The sequence below is a fragment of the Terribacillus saccharophilus genome (assembly GCF_046592895.1).
Classification (GTDB): Bacteria; Bacillota; Bacilli; order Bacillales; family Amphibacillaceae; genus Terribacillus; species Terribacillus saccharophilus_D.
Window position 1 is genome coordinate 147,152 of sequence record NZ_JAWVPU010000004.1, and the last position, 23,729, is coordinate 170,880.

The 23,729-nt window shown below is 46.1% G+C and carries 21 protein-coding genes; 7 read left to right on the forward strand and 14 right to left on the reverse strand.

Translation table 11 applies throughout. The features are described from left to right. The first annotated feature begins 8 nt into the window (after positions 1-8). Positions 9-188 (forward strand): DUF2929 family protein, encoded by a 180-nt coding sequence (locus SFC66_RS13545; RefSeq protein ID WP_411219268.1) that lies wholly within the window; start codon positions 9-11, stop codon positions 186-188. 29 nt (positions 189-217) lie between these two features. Here SFC66_RS13545 and SFC66_RS13550 read toward each other — a convergent pair whose 3' ends face one another. The 3 genes from SFC66_RS13550 to SFC66_RS13560 form a co-directional block, all read right to left on the reverse strand. After that, positions 218-550 (reverse strand): hypothetical protein, encoded by a 333-nt coding sequence (locus SFC66_RS13550; RefSeq protein ID WP_411219269.1) that lies wholly within the window; start codon positions 548-550, stop codon positions 218-220. Positions 551-641: 91 nt separating this feature from the next. Continuing rightward, positions 642-953, reverse strand: a complete 312-nt coding sequence (locus SFC66_RS13555) for a metal-sulfur cluster assembly factor (RefSeq protein WP_038559343.1) — start codon at positions 951-953, stop codon at positions 642-644. Between the two features lie 83 nt (positions 954-1,036). Next, positions 1,037-1,801 (reverse strand): prolyl oligopeptidase family serine peptidase, encoded by a 765-nt coding sequence (locus SFC66_RS13560; protein WP_411219270.1) that lies wholly within the window; start codon positions 1,799-1,801, stop codon positions 1,037-1,039. Between the two features lie 155 nt (positions 1,802-1,956). On the opposite strand from SFC66_RS13560, the gene SFC66_RS13565 reads away from it, so the two are divergent. From SFC66_RS13565 to SFC66_RS13575, 3 genes are all read left to right on the forward strand, one after another. Then, positions 1,957-2,784 (forward strand): Cof-type HAD-IIB family hydrolase, encoded by an 828-nt coding sequence (locus SFC66_RS13565; protein WP_411219271.1) that lies wholly within the window; start codon positions 1,957-1,959, stop codon positions 2,782-2,784. A gap of 105 nt (positions 2,785-2,889) precedes the next feature. Continuing rightward, positions 2,890-3,033, forward strand: a complete 144-nt coding sequence (locus SFC66_RS13570) for a hypothetical protein (protein ID WP_411219272.1) — start codon at positions 2,890-2,892, stop codon at positions 3,031-3,033. Between the two features lies 1 nt (position 3,034). Continuing rightward, a complete protein-coding gene (locus tag SFC66_RS13575) occupies positions 3,035-3,202 on the forward strand; it encodes a DUF3813 family protein (protein WP_411219273.1) in 168 nt (55 codons plus the stop codon). 44 nt (positions 3,203-3,246) lie between these two features. Here SFC66_RS13575 and SFC66_RS13580 read toward each other — a convergent pair whose 3' ends face one another. The 4 genes from SFC66_RS13580 to SFC66_RS13595 form a co-directional block, all read right to left on the reverse strand. Beyond that, entirely contained in the window at positions 3,247-6,450 is a 3,204-nt protein-coding gene (locus SFC66_RS13580) for an ATP-binding protein (protein WP_411219274.1), read from the reverse strand. Beyond that, positions 6,443-6,805: a response regulator transcription factor gene (locus tag SFC66_RS13585; protein ID WP_411219275.1), complete on the reverse strand. Its 363-nt coding sequence runs from the start codon at positions 6,803-6,805 to the stop codon at positions 6,443-6,445. Before SFC66_RS13585 ends, SFC66_RS13580 begins: the two co-directional genes overlap by 8 nt. Before the next feature lie 13 nt (positions 6,806-6,818). Further along, the gene (locus SFC66_RS13590; protein ID WP_411219276.1) at positions 6,819-8,387 is read right to left on the reverse strand and encodes a diguanylate cyclase; all 1,569 of its coding nucleotides are present in this window, start codon (positions 8,385-8,387) and stop codon (positions 6,819-6,821) included. 95 nt (positions 8,388-8,482) lie between these two features. Next, the gene (locus tag SFC66_RS13595; RefSeq protein WP_411219277.1) at positions 8,483-8,908 is read right to left on the reverse strand and encodes a hypothetical protein; all 426 of its coding nucleotides are present in this window, start codon (positions 8,906-8,908) and stop codon (positions 8,483-8,485) included. A gap of 120 nt (positions 8,909-9,028) precedes the next feature. Here SFC66_RS13595 and SFC66_RS13600 point away from each other — a divergent pair, with 120 nt between their 5' ends. After that, the gene (locus tag SFC66_RS13600; protein WP_411219278.1) at positions 9,029-9,292 is read left to right on the forward strand and encodes a NifU N-terminal domain-containing protein; all 264 of its coding nucleotides are present in this window, start codon (positions 9,029-9,031) and stop codon (positions 9,290-9,292) included. Between the two features lie 33 nt (positions 9,293-9,325). Here the strand turns inward: SFC66_RS13600 and SFC66_RS13605 are convergent, their stop codons facing one another. The 4 genes from SFC66_RS13605 to SFC66_RS13620 all read right to left on the reverse strand — a co-directional run bounded on the left by SFC66_RS13605 (position 9,326) and on the right by SFC66_RS13620 (position 13,932). Next, positions 9,326-10,174, reverse strand: a complete 849-nt coding sequence (locus tag SFC66_RS13605; RefSeq protein WP_411219279.1) for a YitT family protein — start codon at positions 10,172-10,174, stop codon at positions 9,326-9,328. A gap of 149 nt (positions 10,175-10,323) precedes the next feature. Next, positions 10,324-12,171: an asparagine synthase (glutamine-hydrolyzing) gene (gene asnB, locus SFC66_RS13610; protein ID WP_411219280.1), complete on the reverse strand. Its 1,848-nt coding sequence runs from the start codon at positions 12,169-12,171 to the stop codon at positions 10,324-10,326. Between the two features lie 114 nt (positions 12,172-12,285). Continuing rightward, positions 12,286-12,666 carry a YisL family protein gene (locus SFC66_RS13615; protein ID WP_411219281.1) on the reverse strand — a complete coding sequence of 127 codons (381 nt, stop codon included), beginning with the start codon at positions 12,664-12,666 and terminating at the stop codon, positions 12,286-12,288. 60 nt (positions 12,667-12,726) lie between these two features. Further along, the gene (locus SFC66_RS13620) at positions 12,727-13,932 is read right to left on the reverse strand and encodes a DUF418 domain-containing protein (RefSeq protein WP_411219282.1); all 1,206 of its coding nucleotides are present in this window, start codon (positions 13,930-13,932) and stop codon (positions 12,727-12,729) included. A 117-nt stretch (positions 13,933-14,049) separates the two neighbouring features. Between SFC66_RS13620 and SFC66_RS13625 the strand changes: the two genes are divergently transcribed. Beyond that, positions 14,050-14,664 (forward strand): PH domain-containing protein, encoded by a 615-nt coding sequence (locus SFC66_RS13625; RefSeq protein ID WP_411219283.1) that lies wholly within the window; start codon positions 14,050-14,052, stop codon positions 14,662-14,664. Positions 14,665-14,700: 36 nt separating this feature from the next. Here SFC66_RS13625 and SFC66_RS13630 read toward each other — a convergent pair whose 3' ends face one another. Continuing rightward, positions 14,701-14,976, reverse strand: a complete 276-nt coding sequence (locus SFC66_RS13630; protein ID WP_411219284.1) for a GNAT family N-acetyltransferase — start codon at positions 14,974-14,976, stop codon at positions 14,701-14,703. A 173-nt stretch (positions 14,977-15,149) separates the two neighbouring features. On the opposite strand from SFC66_RS13630, the gene SFC66_RS13635 reads away from it, so the two are divergent. Continuing rightward, the gene (locus SFC66_RS13635; protein WP_411219285.1) at positions 15,150-16,469 is read left to right on the forward strand and encodes a DUF2254 domain-containing protein; all 1,320 of its coding nucleotides are present in this window, start codon (positions 15,150-15,152) and stop codon (positions 16,467-16,469) included. 36 nt (positions 16,470-16,505) lie between these two features. On the opposite strand, the gene addA is transcribed toward SFC66_RS13635, so the two are convergent. Both addA and addB read right to left on the reverse strand, forming a co-directional pair. Then, on the reverse strand, positions 16,506-20,231 hold the full coding sequence (addA, locus tag SFC66_RS13640) for a helicase-exonuclease AddAB subunit AddA (protein WP_411219286.1): 3,726 nt from the start codon (positions 20,229-20,231) through the stop codon (positions 16,506-16,508). After that, entirely contained in the window at positions 20,215-23,718 is a 3,504-nt protein-coding gene (addB, locus tag SFC66_RS13645) for a helicase-exonuclease AddAB subunit AddB (protein WP_411219287.1), read from the reverse strand. Before addB ends, addA begins: the two co-directional genes overlap by 17 nt. Between the last annotated feature and the right edge of the window lie 11 nt (positions 23,719-23,729).

The window sequence follows — 23,729 nt, forward strand, 5'->3', positions numbered from 1 at the left end:
TGATACTAATGCGGTTTATTGTAACCATTATTTGGGCATTCGTCCTTAGTGCGGTCGTAGCATTCGTTTTAAGAAGCATGAGCGGTGAAGAATACGATATGTCACTAGTTTATGTGATGACCATTGTCTTCAGTCTAGGTGTCTGGGCTGTAGCAGCTGTTCTGCCTAAAGGAGAAAAGCATGAATAAAACCTTGCCAGCCGGCAAGGTTTTTTCTTTTACCACGGAATCAAGCTTAGTGCTGCCAATCCGACAAGCGGCAAGACAAGCCGGCGGAAACGGCCGCCTGGATATCCATATCCGTACCCGTAGCCATAGCCTGGGTATCCATATGGATTGCGATAATCATCGTCGTCATCGCCTTCTACATAATCATATTGTTCGTCTGCCGGGATTGCGAGTTGGACGAACTCATCATCCGAGTCTAAAATGATGCCCTCCAGCTGGTAACCATCCATCAGCTGAACACGAACATATTGATGCTGATGCTGTTTGCACATATCCATCATTTGATGCGTTTGCGGATATGTTTGTTCATACGAATTTGTCACGATGAACCTTCCCCCTTTACACCTTCAGCCTATGCCGGGGAAATGCCGAGCGTGCAAAAAAAGCCCTCTTGCATTGCAAGAGGACTTCTCATCAATCCGGAATCCCAAGCGCTATTTTCGCATAGCGGGACATACGGTCCTTGGACCATGGCGGACTCCATACAATATTGACTTTCGTTTCCTTCACTTCCGGAATATCCATAAGGACCCGTTTGACATCCTGTTCGATATGGCCTGCCAGCGGGCAGCCCATCGCCGTCAATGTCATTGTGACGATTCCAGTACCATCTTCATCTATGTCCACACCGTACACAAGGCCAAGATTGACGATATCGATCCCAAGCTCGGGATCGATTACATTTTCCAGTGCACCGAGCATATTCTCTTCCAATGCTTGATCCATTTTTGTTCCTCCTTTATGCCAGTTAAATAAACTGCCTGTCTGCATCTATTTAAACATATTTTCGCCAAAATAGAAATATACTGCTACAGTACCTTCTCCAGCCAATCCGTTCCAGCAAGCATCGCTTTTCTCGATACTTTGTGACCAGATCCTGCTTCCGTGATATAAGTGAACTGACCTTGATCTTGGGCTTCGTACTCCAGTGTTTCATAAAAGCTGCGGGAATGGGTGTACGGGACAACGGGATCCTGATCACCATGCCAGAAGAACATCGGTCGGTCACCAATGGCTTCGGGATGCAGGGAAAGATCGATTTTTTCAAGTGATGTAAACAAGTTCTCCAATTCTTCCTCGGATATTTGCATGTCGACACCTGACTTCTTGACCGCTTCAACCATGCCGCGGGCGAATGCTGCAATCTTCGGCGAGCCCATCATCACCATACCAGCCTTGATCCAATCGAACTGTGTCAATGCTGCACAGACCGCAATACCGCCCATACTCGTACCGCCGACAGCAAAACGACCTTCTTGGATCCACCCTTTATCAGAAGCATATTGATGAATTCGCTGTAAATCGTGCAGGTTCTCTTTCACGATTGCGAAAAATTCCATTTGTCGTTTACCGCTGCTGATGTTATCTTCCCGGATGCCATGATGAAGCGCTTCTGGCAAAATAACCCGATAGCCTTTGGCTGCCAGCATATATGCTATTGGTAAATTATGCTCCCTGGCACTCGTGAATCCATGGAAATATGTAAATACAGGAAGTGCTTGATCTTCGTTACCTTCTTGCTCTACGCGGAGCACTGGTACATCGTTCAAGACCTCTTCTTTAATGACGATCATCTGCTTCATCCTTTTCAACGTTTTCCGATACCTACTGCTTCATCTTAGTATGTTCCGCCTGCTTTTGTAAATCGATACTCCTTCGTCTTGACGATTTCTTTACAGATTAAGATGAGTTGGATACACTATAATGTACAATACAGAGGTGATAATAAATGGAAAAGCATTTGATAGCACTTGATTTGGATGGAACACTTTTGACAGATGATAAACATATCTCGGAAAAAAACAAAGAAGCGATAGCGGCAGCGATACATGAGGGCCATGTTGTCGTCATTGCCACAGGCAGACCTCATCGCGCTTCCTTGGCTTATTACCGGGAACTCGGACTCACTACACCAATGGTGAATTTCAATGGGGCGCTCATCCATCATCCTGATGACAAGAAATGGGATGCAATCCACTCCCCGATGCCAGTCCGTACTGCACGTAAGATTGTGGATACCTGCAATAAACTGGATGTCAAAAATATCATTGCTGAAGTGATGGACGATGTATATATCGATCGCTTTGACCAGCATTTATTGGATTTGTTCCACTTGGAAGAAGAAGAGGATCCGATCAAAGTCGGGAGCTTGACTCAAGCGCTGCAGGTCGATCCCACTTCCATACTTATTTATCCGCATGAAAACCAGGTTGCATCGATTCGGGAGACGCTCGAGAAAGAGCATGCAGAAATAATCGAGCATCGCCGCTGGGGAGCACCATACCATATCATAGAGATCATCCGCAAAGGACTCAGCAAAGCCATCGGATTACAGAAAATTTCTCATTACTATGGTATTCCGCAGCAAAATATCATCGCCTTCGGTGACGAAGATAATGATTTGGAGATGATTGAGTACGCAGGAGCTGGCGTTGCGATGGGCAATGCAATCGGGCCGCTAAAAGAAATTGCCAACCATACGACAGGAACGAATATGGAGGATGGCATTGCTACCTTCCTGAACTCTTATCTTAAATTGGAAGTTCCGGCAAATTAACAATTTTTTCAAAACATAATTCCTTTGTACAAGGAGCAAAATAAAAGCGTAATCGGGTAAAGCCGGTTATGCTTTTACTTCTTAAGACGTTCGGAGGGGTAACGGATGAGCAAGAGAAGTAAATCCAAACGGTTCACAAATCAAGGAGCGCAATCGGTCAGGCAGCATGACGATGTTTTCGTCTATCGGGAACGCTACAGCGATACTGTGAAGAAGCAGCAATCAGAAAGCCATAATGGAGGGTTTTAGGATGGAAAACTTCTTCGAAAGAGCCAAACAAAAAGTACAAGGCTTGACGAATAAGCCAAGCCAGGATGACTCTGCAGCAGCGCAGGAAGCCATCCAATCCGCATTCAACGATGCGACTGGTGAAGAAAAGCAGCAGTTGGAAGATTTCCAGCAGAAGCTTGACCAGTAACAAAAAGGAGCAGATCCCATCGGGGTCTGCTCCTTTACTATTCGCTATTCTTTTTTAAAGGCGATGATACCTTTATTTCCATGCTGGAGAATGGACTGCAAAATGACAGTCGACAGCTTATTCGGTGGATATGGTTTGATCAGATAATGATTGATTTGATACTGCTTTGCCTTTTCCACTTCCTGAATGGCACTGGAAATGAAAATCGGAACATCTTGCAGCTCTTCATGCTGTTTGATTTTATGGATGACATCCCAGCCATCCACACCTTCCCCAAGCATCAAATCGACAACGAACGCTGCAGGTTTTACATGCTGCAGCTGTTTGATAAGCGTCTCACCGGAAATGAAGCGGCTTACCGCAAATCCAGCATCCTTCAGTTCATCCTCGAGTAGAAGTGCCAAACTGCGATCATCTTCCAATAAAATGATCTGCCGACCGGAAACATCATCTGGTGCGACATGCTTATCCGTCTCAACCAATGGCAGCACGACAGTAAAGACACTGCCCTCCCCTTCAGCGGATCGGACCGTGATTTTTCCGTTATGCGCCTCGATGATCTCTTTGCAAATGGCCAGACCCAATCCAGTTCCCCCGATTTTACGGCTGCTGGAGTTGTCGAGTCGATTGAATTTCTGAAACAGCCTTCCAAGCTCTTGGTCAGCGATACCGATTCCTTCATCGGAAATATGGACGTAAAGATGTTGGTCCTGCTGCTGGACGGAAATGACCACATCCCCGCCTTCCGGGGAAAATTTGATCGCATTGCTGAGTAAATTCGTGAGTACTTGTATCATTTTGTCACGATCTACCTCTACGCAATCATACTTACTATTTTGCTGTAGTACCAGATTATGTTTTCCAGCCGTTGCCTGGAAGTTCTCGATCACCTGTTCCATGATTGGTGTGAACCTCTGTTGCTCTTTCACATATTCCTGTTTTCCAGCCTCCATGCGCTGCAGGTCCAGGAAATCATTGATCAGGTTGGTCAGTCTCGTTGCTTCCTGATGGATGGTCTGCAAATATCTGGCTTGACGCTCTGGCTTCAGTTCCCGGTTGATCATAAGCTCTGTATAGCCTAGTACACTGGCCAGTGGAGTTCTTAATTCATGGCTTACCGTGCTGACCAGATTGGATTTCATTTGATCCACTTCGTATTCCGCAGTGATATCGCGATACACGAACAATGTTCCGATCTTATCATCTTGGCGCTTAATCGAAACATGGTAGAGCAGCAGCACTTTATTCTGCATACCGCTGACACGCAGCCGCAATCCGCCCTCGGGTTGCTCCTTTTCGAAAACTGCTTGTTTGATGTAAGCTTCGTATTCTTCCTTATTTTCGATATTGACTTTGGTATAGTCCATCCAAGATGCATATTCATTGCAAGCATTGCGCCTGGAATTCACTGCATCCAGCTGCAAATATACCTGCCAATTGGCATTGTACTGCAGAAGTTCTCCACTGGTGCTGACAAATTGAATCCCTTCATTGACATTATCGATGATATCCTGATTCAACTGTCTGTTGTATTCCGTCAGCTCATAGGATGCAATCTTGTCCAGGAAAAGACTGAGTCGCTTCAGTATCCAGCTCAGTTCTTTCTGCTCGGCATCGCGGAATGGATGCTGGAATCGGGTGGCAACGAAGACTGCAACCAGTTCACCCGCCGAATTGTGAACCGGAATATGCAAATCCTCACAAGTCGCGTTCCCGCGGTACCCTGCTTCACCTTTTTCAGCTTGTCTTTCGAGGACAAACGGTTCAGGCGATTCCTTGAGACGACTGATTATCGTCTCGAAATGTTTCGTTACTGGTTCTTCGAGTTGCTTCGTCAAACCGATTGCAGCCCATTCCGATGAATCCGTCATGAAGATGACACCATAGTCGTATCGATAAAGGACAGCCAATTCTTTTATGACCGTATCCAGAAGTGCTTGTCTTTCCATCGTGACGGATAATGTATTATTCATCCGGTTCATCCGCTCGATGCCCTGCTTCGTTTCCTCCGTCTCGCGCAAAGAGTCACGAAGCTTGCGCTCGGATTCCACAATCCGGGTGATGTCTTGTTCGATTACAATCAGCTGTTCCATCACTTGCTCTTCATTCAGATAAGGTACGATTGTTGCGTGAACCCAGCAGCATGTCCCATCTTTTTTCACATGCTCCAAAGTCCCGCTCCAAGCCTGCCCCTTGAATAGCTCCGGGAAAGCTTGATGAATTTCCATTACATTGTCTTCATTGGATGTGATACTGAGCAAATTCCTGCCGATCAGCTCTTTCTCAGGATACTGGGATATGGAACTGAAATTCGCATTGGCATGTTTGATGGTGCCTTTGTTATCCAGGACGATCACCATGGAGGATTCATTCAGCGCCCAGTTCAAGTTACGCAAATCATTGACATAGCTTTCCAGCTGTTCTTGCTGTTTTGTCAAACGATTGTTTTTCTCGGAAAGATTTTGTTCCCGGTTTCGTATCCGTTTGGTCATATCGCCAAAAGCATCCGATAGAATACCAATTTCATCCTTGCGGTCAAGAGGAGCGATCGTGACATCCTTTCCTTGCGCCACATCATAAGTAGCAACGGATAAGTCATATAAAGGCTTGCCGATATTGCGTGTGAACTGGCGGTTGAAGAATAACAGAACACCGAATATGAGCAGGACGAACAATAACAGCATAAATGATTCCCGGTTATTGTCTGCCATGAATTGATTATGCAAATCGGTTACAGCGTCCTCATTACTTTGCCTTAAGTCTTCTGTCAGGCCCAAAGCCTCATTGGTCTCTGCGATTCTTTCATTGGATGCCTCTTGTGCCGCTTGCTCGAAGTTATCCAGTTGCATGGCTTGAATCAGCTGCGGATAATACGTATTCCAATACAGATCCTCGAAACGCTTAAGATGCGATAGATTTTCTTTTTCCTGCAGGGATAGATCAAAATCCTCAAGCTTTGTCAGATTTTCCTCCAAGCCAGCGTGTGCATCCTCTGCACTCTGTCTTTCCTGCTCATTGGAATACAAAGCAAATCCGCGCATATGTAAGGCCATATCGCTGAGATCGGTCTTGATATTCTGCAGGACGGTGCGCTTTTCGACTAATATATCCCGATCTTCTTCATAATTTTTATTCGCGGTATTGTGCATATAAAAGAATGCCGCTATACCAAGCATCGTCGCCAGCAGAACAAAGAAAAGAATATACAAGAACTGCCGTTTGATCGATTTACGAAAATAATTAGGCATCGAGAATATCCTCTACCAGCAATATCAGCTGCGCCGGACTGAACGGTTTAGCCATATAATAGGAAATGCCTGCTTTTTTCGTTTCCTCGATATCGGATTGCTGCGTCTTTGCTGTCAGCATGATGATTGGATGCTTTTGCTTCCATTCTGCTGACAGGGACTGCGCAACCTCGATACCTGTCATACCGGGCATCATATTATCCAGGATCACCAAATCATAACCGCCCGTCTGCATCTTATCCAATGCATCCTTTCCGTCAACTGCGTTTTCAATCATATATCCTTCGTCTTCCAACGTATCTGTTATGAGCATCCGTAGAACTTCTTCATCATCAGCCACTAAGATTTTAGCCATTTTCATCCTCCTCTTACGTGCGGAGTGTCAGCCGCTTGATCCTGGCTGCCACTTCATCGACATGGAATGGCTTGGTCATATAATCATCAGCACCAAGCTCTAAAGCCTTTACCACATCCTGGTTATCCTGTCTCCCTGTCAGCATCATCACGAACAGGTTCTTTTCATTCGGATATGTACGCAGTTCGGTCAGTACTTCCAATCCATCCATATCCGGCATCACGCCATCCAGCAATACGATATGCTTGCCAGCTTGTCTGATCCAATCTGATTCCAGCAATGATTTTCCTGTTGCAAACGTTCTTAACTGGGTTCGGTATCCCTCCATTTGCAGCCCTTCCAGATTTTCATGAAGCAAGGAGCGGATGATTTTATCATCATCGACGACAGATAGATAGAGAGACTTATATGGGTCTCCTTCATCAAGGTGACAGTTGGAATCAAATACATTCACTTGCTGCTTCCCATTGCGCTTTCCAAAGTAAAGCGCTTGGTCTGCTTGTTCTATCAATTGGTCCAGCACAAGATGTTCTTCGTTTTCCTTTGATGCCACTCCCGCTGTGAAAGAAGTGTAGATGGTCGTTTGCGCCAATTCTTGCGGCTGGTGCCGATAGCCATCGAGTATCCCGCGCAGTCGGGTTGCAGCCATTCCCGCTGTAATATCCGGCATCAGCAAAAGGAATTCCTCGCCGCCATAACGGATCACATAATCTTCTTCGCGTACCGCGTTTTTCAAATAACCCGCAAAGTTCCGAAGGACGATGTCCCCGCTTGCATGACCATATGTATCGTTCACTTGTTTGAAGTTATCGATATCAAGTACCGCACACGAAAGTTCCGACACCCGTCCAGCTGGGAATCCAGCCAAAAAGGATCGGTTATAGACATGAGTCAAAGGATCGATCATCACGCGCTGTTTCATCGTATCCAAAAGACTTAAGCGATTGAAAATGAGTTCAATCACCAAATCATCAACTTCCGGATCCTCAATGATGTCTGTGATGCCGTTGCGCCAGTAACGGCGTTTTTCATCATCATCCAGTTTCCCGCCGATGAACATGATGAATGAGAACATCTTCTGCTGCACATAAACGGCATCTTCTTTCGTGATATGTTCCCTCCAATTGCCATCGATCAGCGTAATGAGAGGATGGGCATCATAAAGATGTGCCACAGCCCGTTCTTTATCAGCTGCCACGATGACTTGAAGTCCAGCTTTTTCAATACTATCCCGTGCCCGCATCAGCCAATCATTATCACTGGAAATGAGCAGTATAGGCTCTTGCCTGATCAGCTCTTTTGGAAGAGGCGGGAGCTTGGCCTGCTGCTGCAGTTCCGTTTCGATTTCATCTATTATCGGCAGCCAAATATGTTTCGGCAGCCGTTCTTCGTTAATGTCGATTAGGCGGTTCAGTTGGGTTTCTGCTATTACCGACAGCGCATGCAGCCCGATTGAAGCTCCTGTTCCCTTGATTTGATGTACAAGCTGATACAGATCTCCTTTAAGGATCGTTTCCTGCTGCTTGAACATCGCAAAACTTTCATTTAATCTCTCTTTGAAAATCACTTGGTATTTCTTCAATCCTCACACCTCTATCTTTATTGCACTTAACATGGTGTAATAGCTAAGATTGCAGGTTGATTATACCATATTACGAAATGGCATCTGCCCATCCCTCAAAATTTACTATTATAAAATAAATCTGTCAGTTTCACCACTGAAATGCCATACAGTATATGTCCTGCATACCAAATGCAGATTGCCAGCCAATCATCGATCCCAGGAACATCCTGAACAGCGAGCAGGGATAATGGGAAATAAACACAAGCAGCACCACTACTCAACGCTAAGCCAAGCATCCACTTGTTCCAGCTGCTTTTATGGATAAACAAAAGATAAATCCAAACAATTGCCCAGGAAATAACAAGATGGAAAAGATTGAGCATGACTCCATTCCATTCCACTTGATTGACTATTGGAATGAAATCGACGTTCATCAATAAAGTGTATATTCCAATACCAGTCATCTGCTGCCAAAGAAACATCCAACCTGACAATATCAGACCAGCCAGACTGCCTAAGACCACTGCACGAAATATCATCACGATTCCTCCTTGCTTCTCATTACCCTGCTTTCAACAAACTTAGCAAGTCATTTTCGCTTTTTTAATCGTTCCCTATCTGCTATGATAGGGATAAGTATGGACGCTAGGAGGTCAAGCATGAGTATAAGAATTGAGAATACCCCAAATCCGAACGCTAAGAAATACACTACCGATAAACTTATCTTTGAAGGTAATGGCAGTGTTTCTGTCATGCCCGGACAAACAAGCGAATACGACATCATGAACCAGCTGATGACAGTTGAAGGTGTCGATAATGTATTCGGCTTTCAAAATTTCATTACTATCAATAAACTTCCAAATGCAGATTGGGACGAGCTTTCCGCGAAAGTCGTCGCTGTCATGGAAGAAGCAGGCTATTAAAAAAGCTGAGGAGCACACTTTGCTCCTCAGCTTTTATTTATCTTTACGGAAGAATCCGTATATACCTGCCGTTTCGACAACATTCATGAAAGCGGATGAATCCACTTCCTTGATGATATGTTCCAGATCGTATAATTCATAACGAGTAATGACAAGCATCAGCATATTTTTATCTTGCTGTGTGTATCCGCCTTTGACGGGGATGATTGTGATTCCACGCACCATTTTATTATAGATCGCTTTTGACAGCTCGTCCGACTTGGTGGTGACGATCATGGCTGTCACTTTCTCATAACGTGTGTGGATCGCATCGATCACTCGAGTCGAAACATACAATGTAACTAGCGTATACAATGCATTCGCCGGTTCATTGAGTATACCAGCCAACAGGATGATCACGCCGTTCAGCAGCAAAAAGTACGTGCCAACCGGTCTGTCTTTCAAACGGGATAATATCATGACCACGATATCCATACCACCCGTGGAAGCTCCCCATTTCAGCGTCAGTCCGACTCCGACACCAGCGATCACGCCACCGAATACTGCATTCAGGATGATATCGTCCGATAATGCATGAATCGGGAGCAGCTCCAGCATCACAGTCATACACGCTACCGAAAAGAGGCTATATATAGTAAAGCCTTTCCCTACCTTCATCCAGCCTAAAATAGCCACTGGAACATTCAATATGAAAAGCCAGATTCCTGTACCTATGGACGTGATACCCAGCACTTGTGAGAAGAAGTCGAATAAAAGCTGCGCAGCCCCTGTAAAGCCGCTGCCGTATACACTCGCTGGTATCAGGAAGAAGTTCAGCGCCACCGCATTTAGCAAGGCACCGAATATGACGACCACAATACGTTTCACTTCGAAATAGAACAATTATGTACCTCCTTATAAGTCCCATACATTAAAAAGCTTGCGCAGAACGGCTGAAAGCTATTCTGCGCAAAGCCTGCGAATCATTATAGCCGAAATTCATCGGAATGAAAATAGTTTTGTATGCAAGGAGCCATAGTCAGCTCCGTAAATCATACTCGTATCTTAACATCATGATGCTTCAGCCAAAAATCGATTTGGCCTAAGTGGGCAAGCAACTGCGGCCCTGTCATCAATTGGCCGAACCATGGTGCAGTCACATCCTGCCCTTTGCTTTTGACAAGTGCCGTGATGGACTGGCGATCGAACAAGTCGAATAACCGCGCATCATCATCCCGCAGTATTTCTTCCATCCACTTGACGACTGCGGCTGTGTATACAGGATTATGCGTCTTTGGATACGGACTTTTCTTTCTGTACAAAACTTCGTCCGGCAGGATTCCTTCCAGCGCTTTGCGAAGAATACCTTTTTCTTTATTGCCATACGTCTTGATTTCCCATGGTATATTCCACACATACTCCACTAGACGATGATCGCTGAAAGGAACACGTGCCTCAAAGCTTGCACCCATGCTCATGCGGTCTTTTCGATCCAGCAATGTTGGCATGAACCAGTGCATATTCAGATAGAACATTTGCCGGCGTTTCGCTGCTTCCGCTTCTTCTCCCGGCAGCAACGGCGTTTCATCGATTGTCTGCTGATATCTGTCCAGCATATAACCATGCAAATCAAGGTCATGCTGCCATTCTTTTTTCAAAAGACCGTTACGGACCTCTGCAGAGCGGATCCAAGGAAACCCTTCACGATTTAAATCATCCTCTCGATAAAACCAGGGATATCCGCCAAAAATTTCATCTGCACATTCCCCGGACAACGCAACTGTCACGTTTTCTTTGATTCGTTCGCAAAACCAGAACAACGAGGCATCCACATCTGCCATACCAGGCAAATCCCGCAGGATAGCTGCTTCTTTGAGTGATGCAGCAAGCAGCATATTATCCATCACATGCGTTTGATGGTTCGTGCCGAATGCCTTTTGCATTTTCTTGACGAATGTCTGATCGCTCGCCGGCTGAAAATCGCTCTTTTTGAAGAATGTATCGTTTCCGTCAAAATCAATCGAGAACGTCGAAAGCGGCCCTTTGCCTGTCTCTTTATAATGATTCGCAGCAATTGCCGTTATTGCACTGGAGTCGACTCCGCCTGATAAGAAAGTGCCAAGCGGCACATCCGAAACGAGCTGACGGATGACTGCATCCGATAGCAGCTCCCTTACTTTCGCCGCAGTTTCTTCTATCGAATCAGTGTGCTCTTTGCTTTCAACATTCCAATAACGTGTCAGCTTCAAGCCATTGCGATCGAATCTCCCGATATGACCTGCACGTAATTCCTTTATTCCTTTGAAAACGCCATGCCCAGGAGTCCTGGATGGACCGAGAGCCAAAATTTCGGATACGCCTTCCTTATCAAGCACCGCCTCCACTTCTGGATGAGCAAGGATTGCTTTTAGCTCCGAGCCAATCAGCAGCCCGCCATCTTGTTCCATAAAAAAGAGCGGTTTTACGCCCAGTCTGTCTCTTGCAAAAAAGAGTGTTTCCGTCTCGTCATGCCAAATGGCAAATGCGAAAATCCCATTGAACTTCTCGACACATGCTTCTTTCCATTCGATGTAGCTCTTCAGCAATACCTCTGTGTCGGAATGCCCTTTGAAAGACCAGCCCCGCTGTTTCAGTTCATCCCGGATATCTTCCGTGTTATACAGTTCTCCATTGTATACCAATGTATAAGTCCCTCGTTCATCGCTGTGCTGCATCGGCTGTTTGCCCCCAGCAGCATCCACTACAATCAGACGTCGGTGACCGAACAGGACATGTGATGCGCCCCAATCGTTATACTCATCCGGACCCCGTTTCGAAAGTGTCTGCGCCATCTTCTGGATTACAGGCTTCTCCTGTAACAGATTGCGTTTAAAATTAACCCACCCGGTAATACCGCACATATGCCCGCTCTACTCCTTTACTCGCCTATGTCATATTCAAGCCGTTACTTCTACAACATATGAAAAGCAGCGCTAAACGTGAGCAAAAGAAAAAAACCTGCCAAACAGGCAGGTTTACGGCAGGAATCCCATCGGCAGGATACCAAAGCCCAGCAGCAATGTCACAACCAGTGCTATCAAGAAGATGATCCACCAAATCTTTGCCGACTTCTCTTTTTTCATTTTTACAAGAATCATCTCCATGCAGACAACGACGACCAGTCCGGCAACACCTTTGATGATTGCTTGGACAGTGAAAGCAGAACCACCTTCGTCAAAATATCTCCATAAAAGGACAAATCCAGTGTACAAGATCAGCAGATAATCCAGCCGCAGGATCATATGTGGCATGGTTGCTTGCTTTTTCTTTTTCTCGCTATATAGCACTAGTGCGACGAAAAAGAGTACAAGACCAAGACCCCAGCCGATAATGTGTGTAAGTATCATTCCGTCCATGATGTGCCTCCTTATGTATTAGTTCCCGTCCATCATACCATGATTCCCTTTATTTCGGCATCAAGACACACGTTCGATATTTTTTCTCCGCAGCGGCTGGATTTTGCCGTATGTCAATATACGCCATAGCCATTCAACTGGCCCGAATGTGAAGAAGCGGAACCAGATGCGGCTGAAGATGATTTGGAGTATGAACACACCTACAACAAAGCCGACAAAACCAAGCAAGGTTAATTGTCCATAAAGTCCAAATCCGACTCCATAAAATAGGAGGAACATCAAGATAGATTGGAAGAGATAGTTGGACAGCGACATGCGGCCGACATAACTCAGCTGCCTTGCAATCCAGCTGAATACCGGAAGATGTGACACAAGTGTTATGACTGATAGATAAAACATTGCACTTGCTGGTCCTCCAATCGAATCTTGGATGATAGTCAGCCAAAGCGGTACTCCGATCAAATATGGTCCGGCCTTGAATAGAAGGAAAAGAAGTCCGGTAATCACAGTGAACCACACCAGTTTGCGCCGATTGGCCACTGGATCATGAAACAGCTTCACACGTGCAAGATAGGCACCAAACAGCATGTATGGCAGCAGCATGAAGATACCGCTTATGATACCGGTGATGCCTCCGTTCGCTGCCCATTCCGACATGTTTTGCTGCAGAACTTCTGCAAGCGTGCCATTTCCATAGACAGCCATCTTATTCGGTATGTCCATCATACTGAAAATCAGCTCTTCCATATCCAGGCCCATGAGTGACGCACCCAATATGGTCAGCATGCTGAAGAGGATTCCAGGAATCAATAAAAGCGGAATCATCATCAGCAAAACCCATCTCGGTGTATAAAGAAAAGGTATCAGCACCAATCCAAGAATCGCATATGTAAAAAGAATATCACCATACCATATCAAGAAGGCATGGATCGCTCCGAGTCCGAGCAGCACAAGCATCCTTCTGCTCAGAAACCAGCCCGGTTTTACGCCTTTGCGCTTTCGACTGTCGAATATGAGCTGCATGCCGAAACCGAACAAGATGGAAAACAGCGTATAGAAGCTTGCCTGGAAGAAGATATCTATCATCCCCATCAGAAACTGATCCAGCTGCGAAGTCCATACCGGCGAATCATAACCAGGCATGAAGTACGGAGATCCGAAGGTGGGCGCATTCACCATGAAAATACCGAGTATGGCCAGTCCTCTTGCTGCATCGATCCAATGAAGCCGCTGTGTCTGCGGCATATGTCTCAAGTCATTTTCCATTTCCCAACCGCCTTTCATTAAATTCAGATGCATCCTTTACAAAATAAATATGGATGATGTCTGTAAAAATTGCTAAAATTAGTATATCACAAGCTACATAGCAGAAAGGGTTAAATTATGTTTAAAAAATTTGCTTCCGATGCTTTAGGCCTTTCCGACATTGGCACAATCATTTCCCCCAAAGACTATGACAAGACAGACGCTGATGATTATGTGATGAATGAAGATAACGAAAAAATCTACTTTCTAATCAAAACAAGACAAGATGAATATTGCTTTACGAACCTTTCCATCATTCATGTGGACGGTGACAGCGCAGTTTCCTCCAAGCGTACACTGCGCCGATATCCTTATATGCAGCATCGCATCAGCAATGTGTATTTGGAAACTGCCGGAAAAGTCGATTTGGATATCGAAATAAAATTCTCCATCGACGATCAAGTGATCAGCATCGACGTCAAAAAAGATCAAATCGATCAGCTGAAGGATTTGTACAAAGCATTGCTCCGCATTGCAGAGATAAACTATGAAAATAGCTTATATACGGACATGGCGCACACTAGCTTGGATAAAGCTGCTGCCATCCTCGAACAATCCCGTTATACAGACGGGACTTTGGATGAGACATACCGGAAGCTGACAGAATTCGGTTTCGAATGGCTCTCCACTACAAAAAGCAAGTATCACACACATGATTTCGGTGCTGTATACGAAAAATATATCAATAATTAAAAGAAGAGTGACTCGTATAGTGCGAGTCACTCTTCTTTATAATGGTCCTTCCCATACGCCTTCATATTTCTTATCCGAACTCAGGATTTCATGGGCAAATGTACATACCGGAACTATCTTCTTGCCCTGTTCCTTCGCATATGCAACAACGTGATCTATCAGATCCGTCCCGATACCGGACCCTTGTTTATCTTCGACTACCATCGTATGCTCGATGACAATATCATCCGATTCCCTGAATGTTACCTCGGCGTCCGGCATTTCGCTTTCCCCAAGATAAAATCGTCCTTCTTCTTGTTTTATATCAGCCACAGTACCACTCCTTCCTGCTCTTACTCTACCCGTCCTGCCAGCCCGGTATTCCTCAGAAGGACAAGGGTTTGCCTTGTCTTTATACAGGGTAAAATCTTATGATAATACATAATAGAAAGGCGTCCACCATGCTAATCAAACTTTTTCCGCGATCTATCAGAAAATATCTACATATGACACGTAGACAGCGTAAACATGAGGCACAAATGAATCTTTGGATGATGCCAACGATATACATCTTGGCGACACTTGTACTGGTTGCGATTCCTTTATCATTGGATCTATATTTCAACTTACCAACCATGGCAAATGGATTCTTCAATGCTTCCGCTTCAAACACCAGCACCCTTGTAAGTGCGCTCGTCAGCGGCACCCTGCTCTTGGCAGCTTATACCTTGAACTCCATATTGGTTGCTTTGACCAGCTTCAGTTCCGAATATTCACCACGTATGCTCTTTAACTTCATTTCCGACCGGACAACACAGCATATTCTCGGGCTTTTTTACGGAAGCTTTGTTTTCATGCTCGTTTCTTTCTTGTTCGTAACGAATAGCTCAAGGGATTATTTCACAGCTGTACCGATTTCCAGTACACTTGTCACCTTGGCAGCCGTCATCGCTTTTGCTGTATTTGTGAATCACACGACTACTTGGATGCAAATGCACAATGTCGTGGACGCAATGAAAAGTGAATCCGAAAGAATCATCCAATCTACGCTGATCGATGAATTGGAGCCATATCGCTGTGATGAACCGGGTTATACGTTTGAGGATTATCCTGGGTATACCTATAAAGCTTCGAGTTCAGGTTATATCCAGCTGATTAATTTTGTGGATATGATCAAACAAGCCAAGGAAGACAATGTTGTTGTAAAACTGGATGCAAAAGCAGGGGATTTTGTCCTGAAAGGCAATCGTTTATTCAGTTATCGCGGTCCAGGCGCACAAGATCTGCAAATTGAGAAATATAACAAATTGATCCAGACTGGACATAAACGCTCCGAAATTCAAGACGTTGATATGAGCATGAATAAGCTTAGTGAAATTGCCATCAAATCAATTGGAAATGATGACCCAAATTCCGCCATCAATACGTTCCATCAAATGGCTGATTTGATGATCAATATGGATGCATCGACAACATTACATCCATATTTACAGGATGAAGACGAACAGACAAGAGTTGTATATAACAGCGTGACTTTCTCTACTTATTTGCATGAAGGATTTGGTCGAATACGCCATTACACGCAAAAAGATTATCTTTTGATATTGGAAATGATCCAGATTTTCATCCGGATGACAGATTCTGTATCCAAGAAAAACCACTCGATCATCTGGGAGTTCGCTCATGATACCATAATGCATATTCCGCAAACCGCTTTTTACCGAGCAGATCGGCTTCAGCTCCTGGGTTATTTGAAACGACTGGCAGAAGTCACCGACCATGACATGGATTATTACGAACTGGAAAAGCATCTGCAAGTACATTAAAAAGGAGACAGCATTCGCGCTGTCTCCTTTGTTTTCTTATACTTGCCGTAAAAATCCTTTATCGAAGAAATAGAGATACTTCTCTTTGACCGGCTTTTTCCAAATTCGCTCAATCGCTTTTGCATATAATTCGATTTGCACGCGGTATTTCTCTGTCAGAATTTCAGCTCTTCTGATAGGATCGTCTCCGTAGAGAGTGTCGGTTTTATAATCAAGCAGCACAAGTCCATCTTCTTCCACGATGATTTGATCGATCACTCCCTGTACAACCACTTTATCAGAAGCTGCACCTGTCCAATCATTGTATATTTCGTTGGCAGGCAATGCTAATGTGAAAGGTGTTTCCCGGTAGAAACGCACTGCCTGACGCATCCGTTCCGCTACGGGAGAAGCAAGGAAATCGAGTACCCGTTCCACATCTATCACTGCTGTCGCTTCTTGCTGCAGAAATTCTTTATCGACTAGCTCTTGCAAAAATTCTTCAAGCTTATCTTTATCCCATTCTTTCCGGATATCAAGCTGCTGCATGACAGCATGCACTGCACTGCCGCGTTCGGCTGGTGTCAGCTCCTTCGCTTCCTGCAGGAAACGAGGTCTGCTGGCAATGGGTGCTCTTTGCTGGATGCGATTCATCACTCTGCTGTCACTATAGCTATCCCGGATTTCCCGTTGCCGCTTGATTTCGGTCACCGTCTGCTTAGCCCGGAACCTTGTAGCTTCTATATGGGGGTAATGATAAGTAAGGCGGTTCTCCACTTCTTCCTTCCAGCTCATATCTTCTTCACCAGGCTTCCAGTCGGCAATGCGCTCCAGCAGCTCTTGATTGGCTTCTTCCTCTTGCTCACTCAGCGTCAAAAAATCTTTGCTTTCCTTCAAGGAAATCCGCCATCTGGAACTATCGGACGTAATTTCTGCCGGCAGTTGTAAAGAGAGATTTGCTTGCCTGAGCTCTGTCGCTTGTTCATGCCTCAATAAAGCTGGTGCTACCCAGTCCAAATACGAAGTTGCTTCCAATCTGAAATGAGAGGGCAACACCCAATCCGGGTGATCCGCAATTTGCTGCCACTTTTGCATTTTCTTCTCCAGTGAAGCGACATTGCCTACCATGACCAGTTTTTCCTTTGCGCGCGTCAAAGCAACATACAGCACCCGCATCTCTTCGGCAAGTGATTCACGTTGTTTTTCTGCTTTCAAGGCATGATAAATCAAAGTAGGATACATAAGCCGTTTCTTGGGATCGATATATTTACTGCCAAAGCCAAGATCTTTATGCAATAAGTAGCGCTGCCTTAGATCTTGCTGGTTGAAATTTTTATCCATCGCACCTGTGATGACGACCGGGAATTCGAGTCCCTTACTTTTATGGATCGTCATGATCCGAACGACATCTTCCTGCTCACCCAAAGCCTTCGCCGCACCAAGATCATCACCGCGCTCTTCCATCCGTTCGATGAACTTCACGAACCGGAATAAGCCGCGGAAGGACGTATTTTCATAATTTCGTGCTCGGTCATACAGTGCGCGCAAATTCGCTTGACGCTGTCTGCCGCCAGGTATGCCGCCCACGAAATCATAGTAGCCAGTTTCACGCATGATGCTCCAGATCAACGCCGATAATGCTCCTTGTCTTGCTTCCATCCTCCAGGAACGCAGCCATTCCAGCAGTCGCTCTATTTTGATGGCTATGTCATCATCGGTGATTTTCGCATACGACCGGGCGGCTTCATAATAGCTGCTCCGCTGGTCGGTCAATCTGATTTTGGCAAGGTCATCTTCTTTCAAGCCGATGATCGGCGAACGAAGCACAGCTGCGAACGGAATATCTTGCAATGGATTATCGATGATTTTCAGCACACTCATCATCACTTTGATTTCGATGGCTTCCAAATAACCTGTCGAAAGCTCTGCATAAACAGGAATATTCTGCTGTTTCAGCTCTTCCATGATGCTCGGCGCCCAAGTCATCGAACGCAGCAGGATGACAATATCCCGATATTGGATATCACGTTGCTGCTGTGTGGATTTATCGACCACCTGCATCGGCCCATGACCATCATGACCGATCCATTGCTGAATCATCTTGGCGTAGGCACGCCCTTCCAGCTGAGCTTTCTCCAAGTCCTCGACCATTTCTGTGTCTGTATCCGCTTCTTCTGTTTCTTCTGTCCCGTCGCGATTGATGATCACCAGCTCGACGTCGGGATTCGTATGGTCCAGATCATCATACATCTTATTTGCGTAAATAAGCTCTGCTTCCTTCTCATATCGCATCTCCCCGACATCTTCTGAAAACAGCTGACGGAAGATGTAGTTTGCTCCCTCGAGCACCTGCTGCCGGCTGCGGAAGTTGCTGGCCAAATCGATACGCATTCCAGGATTATCATCATCGGAAAATGCTTTGTATTTATTCAGGAACAACGTTGGTTCAGCATGCCGGAAACGATATATGCTTTGTTTGACATCTCCGACCATGAACATATTCCCGCTGCCGCTGCGATCGGACAGCAATGTAACAAGCGTCTCCTGCACAAGGTTTGTATCCTGATACTCATCCAGAAGCAATTCTTTGAACTTGTTTTGATAGCTTTGGGCAATACTCGAAGGAATGATCTGATCGGGTGTGCTGTTTTCCCCAATCAATACTTCCAGACAAAAATGTTCCAAATCCGAGAAATCGACCAACGCCCGTTCCCGCTTTTCCACTTGATAGCGGCTGCGGAATTGCTTGACCAGCAAAGCCAGCTGCTGGATCGATGGATATAATTCGAGCATATCATTCAGATATACTTCCAGTTTCCGGGCAAACCAGTCCCCAGCAAGCTTTCCCCATCTCTTCTTATATGAATCACGCAGCGCTTTTGCCCGTGCTTTCTTCGTTTCATCACATTCCACTTTTTTACCGGAAAGTCTGCCAAACGACTGTTCTTTGATGAAGCTGACAGCCTCATTCCAGCTGCCTTGAACGAGTGTGATTGCTTTTGCGATGAATTCTCTTTCGGTTTCGAAGGTTTCTGCGTAATGATATGGACCATCAGGCTCCCGTGTCAGCGCAAGTGCCTGGTCTGCTTCCTGCATCATTGCCTGTAGCTGGTCGCTTGCTTCCCGCTTCAACACTTGCAGCCACGGAAGGTCGTTTTCATCTTTCACATCCGAAACATTATACAACTCCGCCATTTGATCCAGCCAAGCTTCCGGATATGGATTCTGGGTGGCAAAATCATATAATTTCAATATAAGATCTTCCACTTCCAAGTCATTGCGATCATTGCTGAAACGATCGACCACACCAAAGAAAGCAGCTTGCTCTTCGCCTTCTTTGCCATACCATTCTTCCAGCAAATCCCCAATCACTTCTTGGCGTATCAAATCCGCTTCCAAATCATCTGCAATCCGGAAGCCCGGATCCAAATCAAGCATATACGCATATTTTCGCACAACATCCAGGCAGAACGAGTGAAGCGTGGATATGGATGCATTTTGCAATAGTGATAACTGCTTGCGCAGATGCTGGGAGGAAGGATTGGCTTCCAAAGCTTTCTCAAGCGCCGCCCCAATCCTGCTGCGCATCTCCTGTGCTGCTGCATTCGTGAATGTCACGACAAGCAGCTGGTCGATATCCACCGGATCCTCCTGATTCACAAGCTTTTGTATGATCCGTTCAACTAGGACAGCCGTCTTACCTGATCCAGCAGCTGCTGCAACCAGGATATCGCGACCTTTTGCATCAATCGCCAGCTGCTGTTCCTTAGTCCACTTCACCATGTCGTTCCACCTCCTTTTTGATGTTAGTCAACACTTCATCATCCTTCATATCTTTGATTGCACGATATTTATTCCCGGCCAGTGATGCATCGAACTGGCAAACCGATTTAAAATCACAGAATGTGCATGCACTCTGATCATGATGGCGATATGGATTCAAATGCACACCGCCATTCGTTATATCCAGGCCTGCTTGCTCCATCAAAAATCTAGTATGCTGCTGCAATGCGCGGAACGTATCTTGGTCTGCCGTCTGGGATCCGGACCGGAAGCCGCCATCTTTCTTCAGACCTGCCGGAATGATTTTACTCATGCCCGTATCCAGTGAAGTATCCATCATACGAGCTACCGATTCTTGCTCGAGCAGCATGCCTTGCATCTTGAATTTCTTGAAAATCTCTTCCTCTATATCTACCTGTGATCTGCTGGATTGCGAAATCAGCGGATTGTGTACGTGGAAGTACAATACCCCGGCTGGTGTCGCCTTGAGACCGAGCCACTCTTCTGAGTGAGAAAGGACAACATCCAAATAAGCGAGCATCTGAAGGGCGAGACCGTAATATACTTCCGTAAGATTCAAAGCTTTGCTGCTGGATTTATAATCGATTATCCGCAGGAACAGCTCTTCCTGATCGATCGCCTTGTCAACACGGTCGATCCGCCCTCTCAGCTGCACATCATATCCGTTTGGCAACGTGATCTCGATCGGAGGCAGTGTTTTGTCTTCTCCGAAATCGAGTTCCAGTCCGACTGGGGAAAAGTGACTCTGCCTTGCCTGCTCACTCAATGTGTAAGCAGCACGCGCGATGATTTCCTGAAGCTTTTGCTGAATATACTTGAAACGATTAGAGCTGTGGAGAATCTGATTCTGCAAGACTGGTGCCAAGTTCCCCATTGCCCGTTTGGCATAACCGGCTGCGTCATCCTTATTCAGCTGAGCATAATTCCTGCCTTCCATCTGCACCCAATCGGTGATTTGCTTCAACGCTTCGTGGAAAAGCTGTCCAATGTCAGGAGCATCCAGCTTATACGTCCGTCTATTCTCCAGTCCGAGGCTGTATTTGGCAAAATGCTGATACGAGCATCGGTAATATGTTTCCAAACGGGATACACTTGCTTTTACTTTTTTCGGGAATAATCGTTCCTTCGTTTCTTCTGCCAAGTCTTCCGTTTCATTTTGGTAGAAGAGACTCTGCAGGATCCGCCCTGTCAATTCATTCCTGCCCTCATGACGAATGAACCAGTTCAGCACACTGTCCCAGACCGGATGTGCTGGATATTGCCGCATCTTGCGGGCAAGCTGGGTCGTCAGCGCCGACCGGGACTGATCGATCGTCGCAACAAATCTAGCTGTATCCAGACTGTCTTCCGGATCCTGGAGCATCCGCTCATCGCAGCACCAATCGAATAAATCTTTCATCCGCTGCACAAGCGAAGAAGCCATCTTCGCCTTTCCTTCTTGATCACTGATCGGATAACTCACCCAAAGCCGCTCACTAGCTGCCGTGAAAGCAAGATACATATAAAAGCTCTCATCCAGCAGCTGCCGTTTCGTTCCAGCTGCAAGCTGCAAGCCGTACACTGCCAGCACTTCCCGGTCTTCTTCACTGATGAGTCCATCTGGTTTCGGTTTCATCGGCCACACACCTTCATTGACACCAAGTAAGAAGGCACACTTCAGACCGCTCACTTTACTGTGGTCGATGGTACCGACAATCACCTGATCGAGACTAGGCGGAATATGGGCGAATTCCAGCGATTCAAAACCTGTCTCCATCGTATGGCGGAAAACTTGCAGGGAAACGCGCTCACTGCCGACTATTTCAACGGCTTCATCCAATTGCTGCAGCACAGCATCCCAGACCTGGTCTTGCTCCCTCGCTCTTTCCAATTCACCGCGCTCATCGAAAATGACTTGCATTTCCTCCAGTCGCTGCGGTACTTTCAGCTGTTCCAGCCACTCATAAACTGCAATCGATCGTTCACGGAATGTTTTGCCTTCCCGAAGCTTACGGTCAAATTTCTTCATCGCCTCGGCTACCTGTCGGCGATAATGATTGATCCGCTTTTGTGCCTCTAATTCCTTATCCGTCTGCCGCGTCGTATCAAAGCCGCGGAAGCGCTGAAAAATCCAATCTTCTTTTTGCAGCCAGCGGTCCCTGGAGCGAATGCCATATTCCAGGCAATAGTTCTCCAATTCGTCTATCGCTTCCTCTGTCAAAGGATACACGTCGTCACTTGCTGGGATGAGCCCAGTCTTCAAAACTCGGAATACAGCTTCATACCGCCAATTTCCATCGACAACTTCCATGCCGGAACGAATCAATTCCAACAGCGGATGGTGAATCATCGGTTTCTTCTGATCGATGAAAACAGGGATATGGTAATCTGCAAACACGGTTTCGATCAGTTCGTGGTAGACATCCGCCTGCCTCAGCAGCAGTGCGATATCCTGATAGCGATAGCCCTTCTCCCGCACAAGCGTGACGATTTCCTGCGCGACTCCTTCCACTTCTGCTCTTGGATGGACAGCCTGCGCCAACGTAATCGGCACTTCTTGCTTCAATGATGGCGCCGGACGAGTTTCCAAGTGCTTCTCCAAATGAAGGAAAGCAGGATTATGACCGAAACGTCCATCCTCAGGGCTTAGCTGCTCGACAGAAGTGATCGGCACATTGCGCTCCTGGGCCGTCTGTTTGATTTGCAGAAATGTATCATGCGTCCGCGCGAATAAATCGAGCTCGTCAACATCCATGCGATTGGCCGCATCCAACGTCAATGTCACGGTAACTTGTTCTGCTTCTGTCATCAGCGCACCAATCACTTCCAACTCCTGCGGCGTGAATTGATGGAATCCATCCAGATAGATTTCCGATCCTTTGACAGACTGCGAGAATGGTATTTTGGATGCCAATACATGCAGTTGATCCTCACTGTCCAGATATTTTTCACGCAATAGCGCCGTCAAACGATCATAAATATAACTGATATCCTCCAGTTTATCCCGGAGCGTCCGTTCCGGGGAATGCTGCTTTTGGAACTGCTCCATCTCCTGTATCTGGGCATGAAGGAGCTCTGGCGTCACACGATAACGCTTCAGCTCTGTGATCATGCTCTCAAGCTGACCCATGAAGCCATTTTTCTCGATCGCTTTCTGGAAGACATTCCAGTCGGATTTGCGTTCTTCCGTGATTTTCCGAAGCATCATCTGAATACCTGTCGAGGTGATGAACTGCTTGGTCGCACCGCCAGTTTCCTGCAGGATATACCATGCCAGCCGCGAGAGACTATATACTTGGGCACGGATACTGCCTTCCACACCGGTCTGCCGTATGAGTGCCTGCTCCTGCTGGAAGGTCATCTGATCGGGAACCAGATAAAAGATATTCGGTCCCATCGGATCATTTTTCAATTTAGCCGCTATTTCCTCGAGACTTTTGCGGGTTTTTCCCGACCCGGACCGTCCGATGATAAAACGTACACCCATTCTAACTTTCA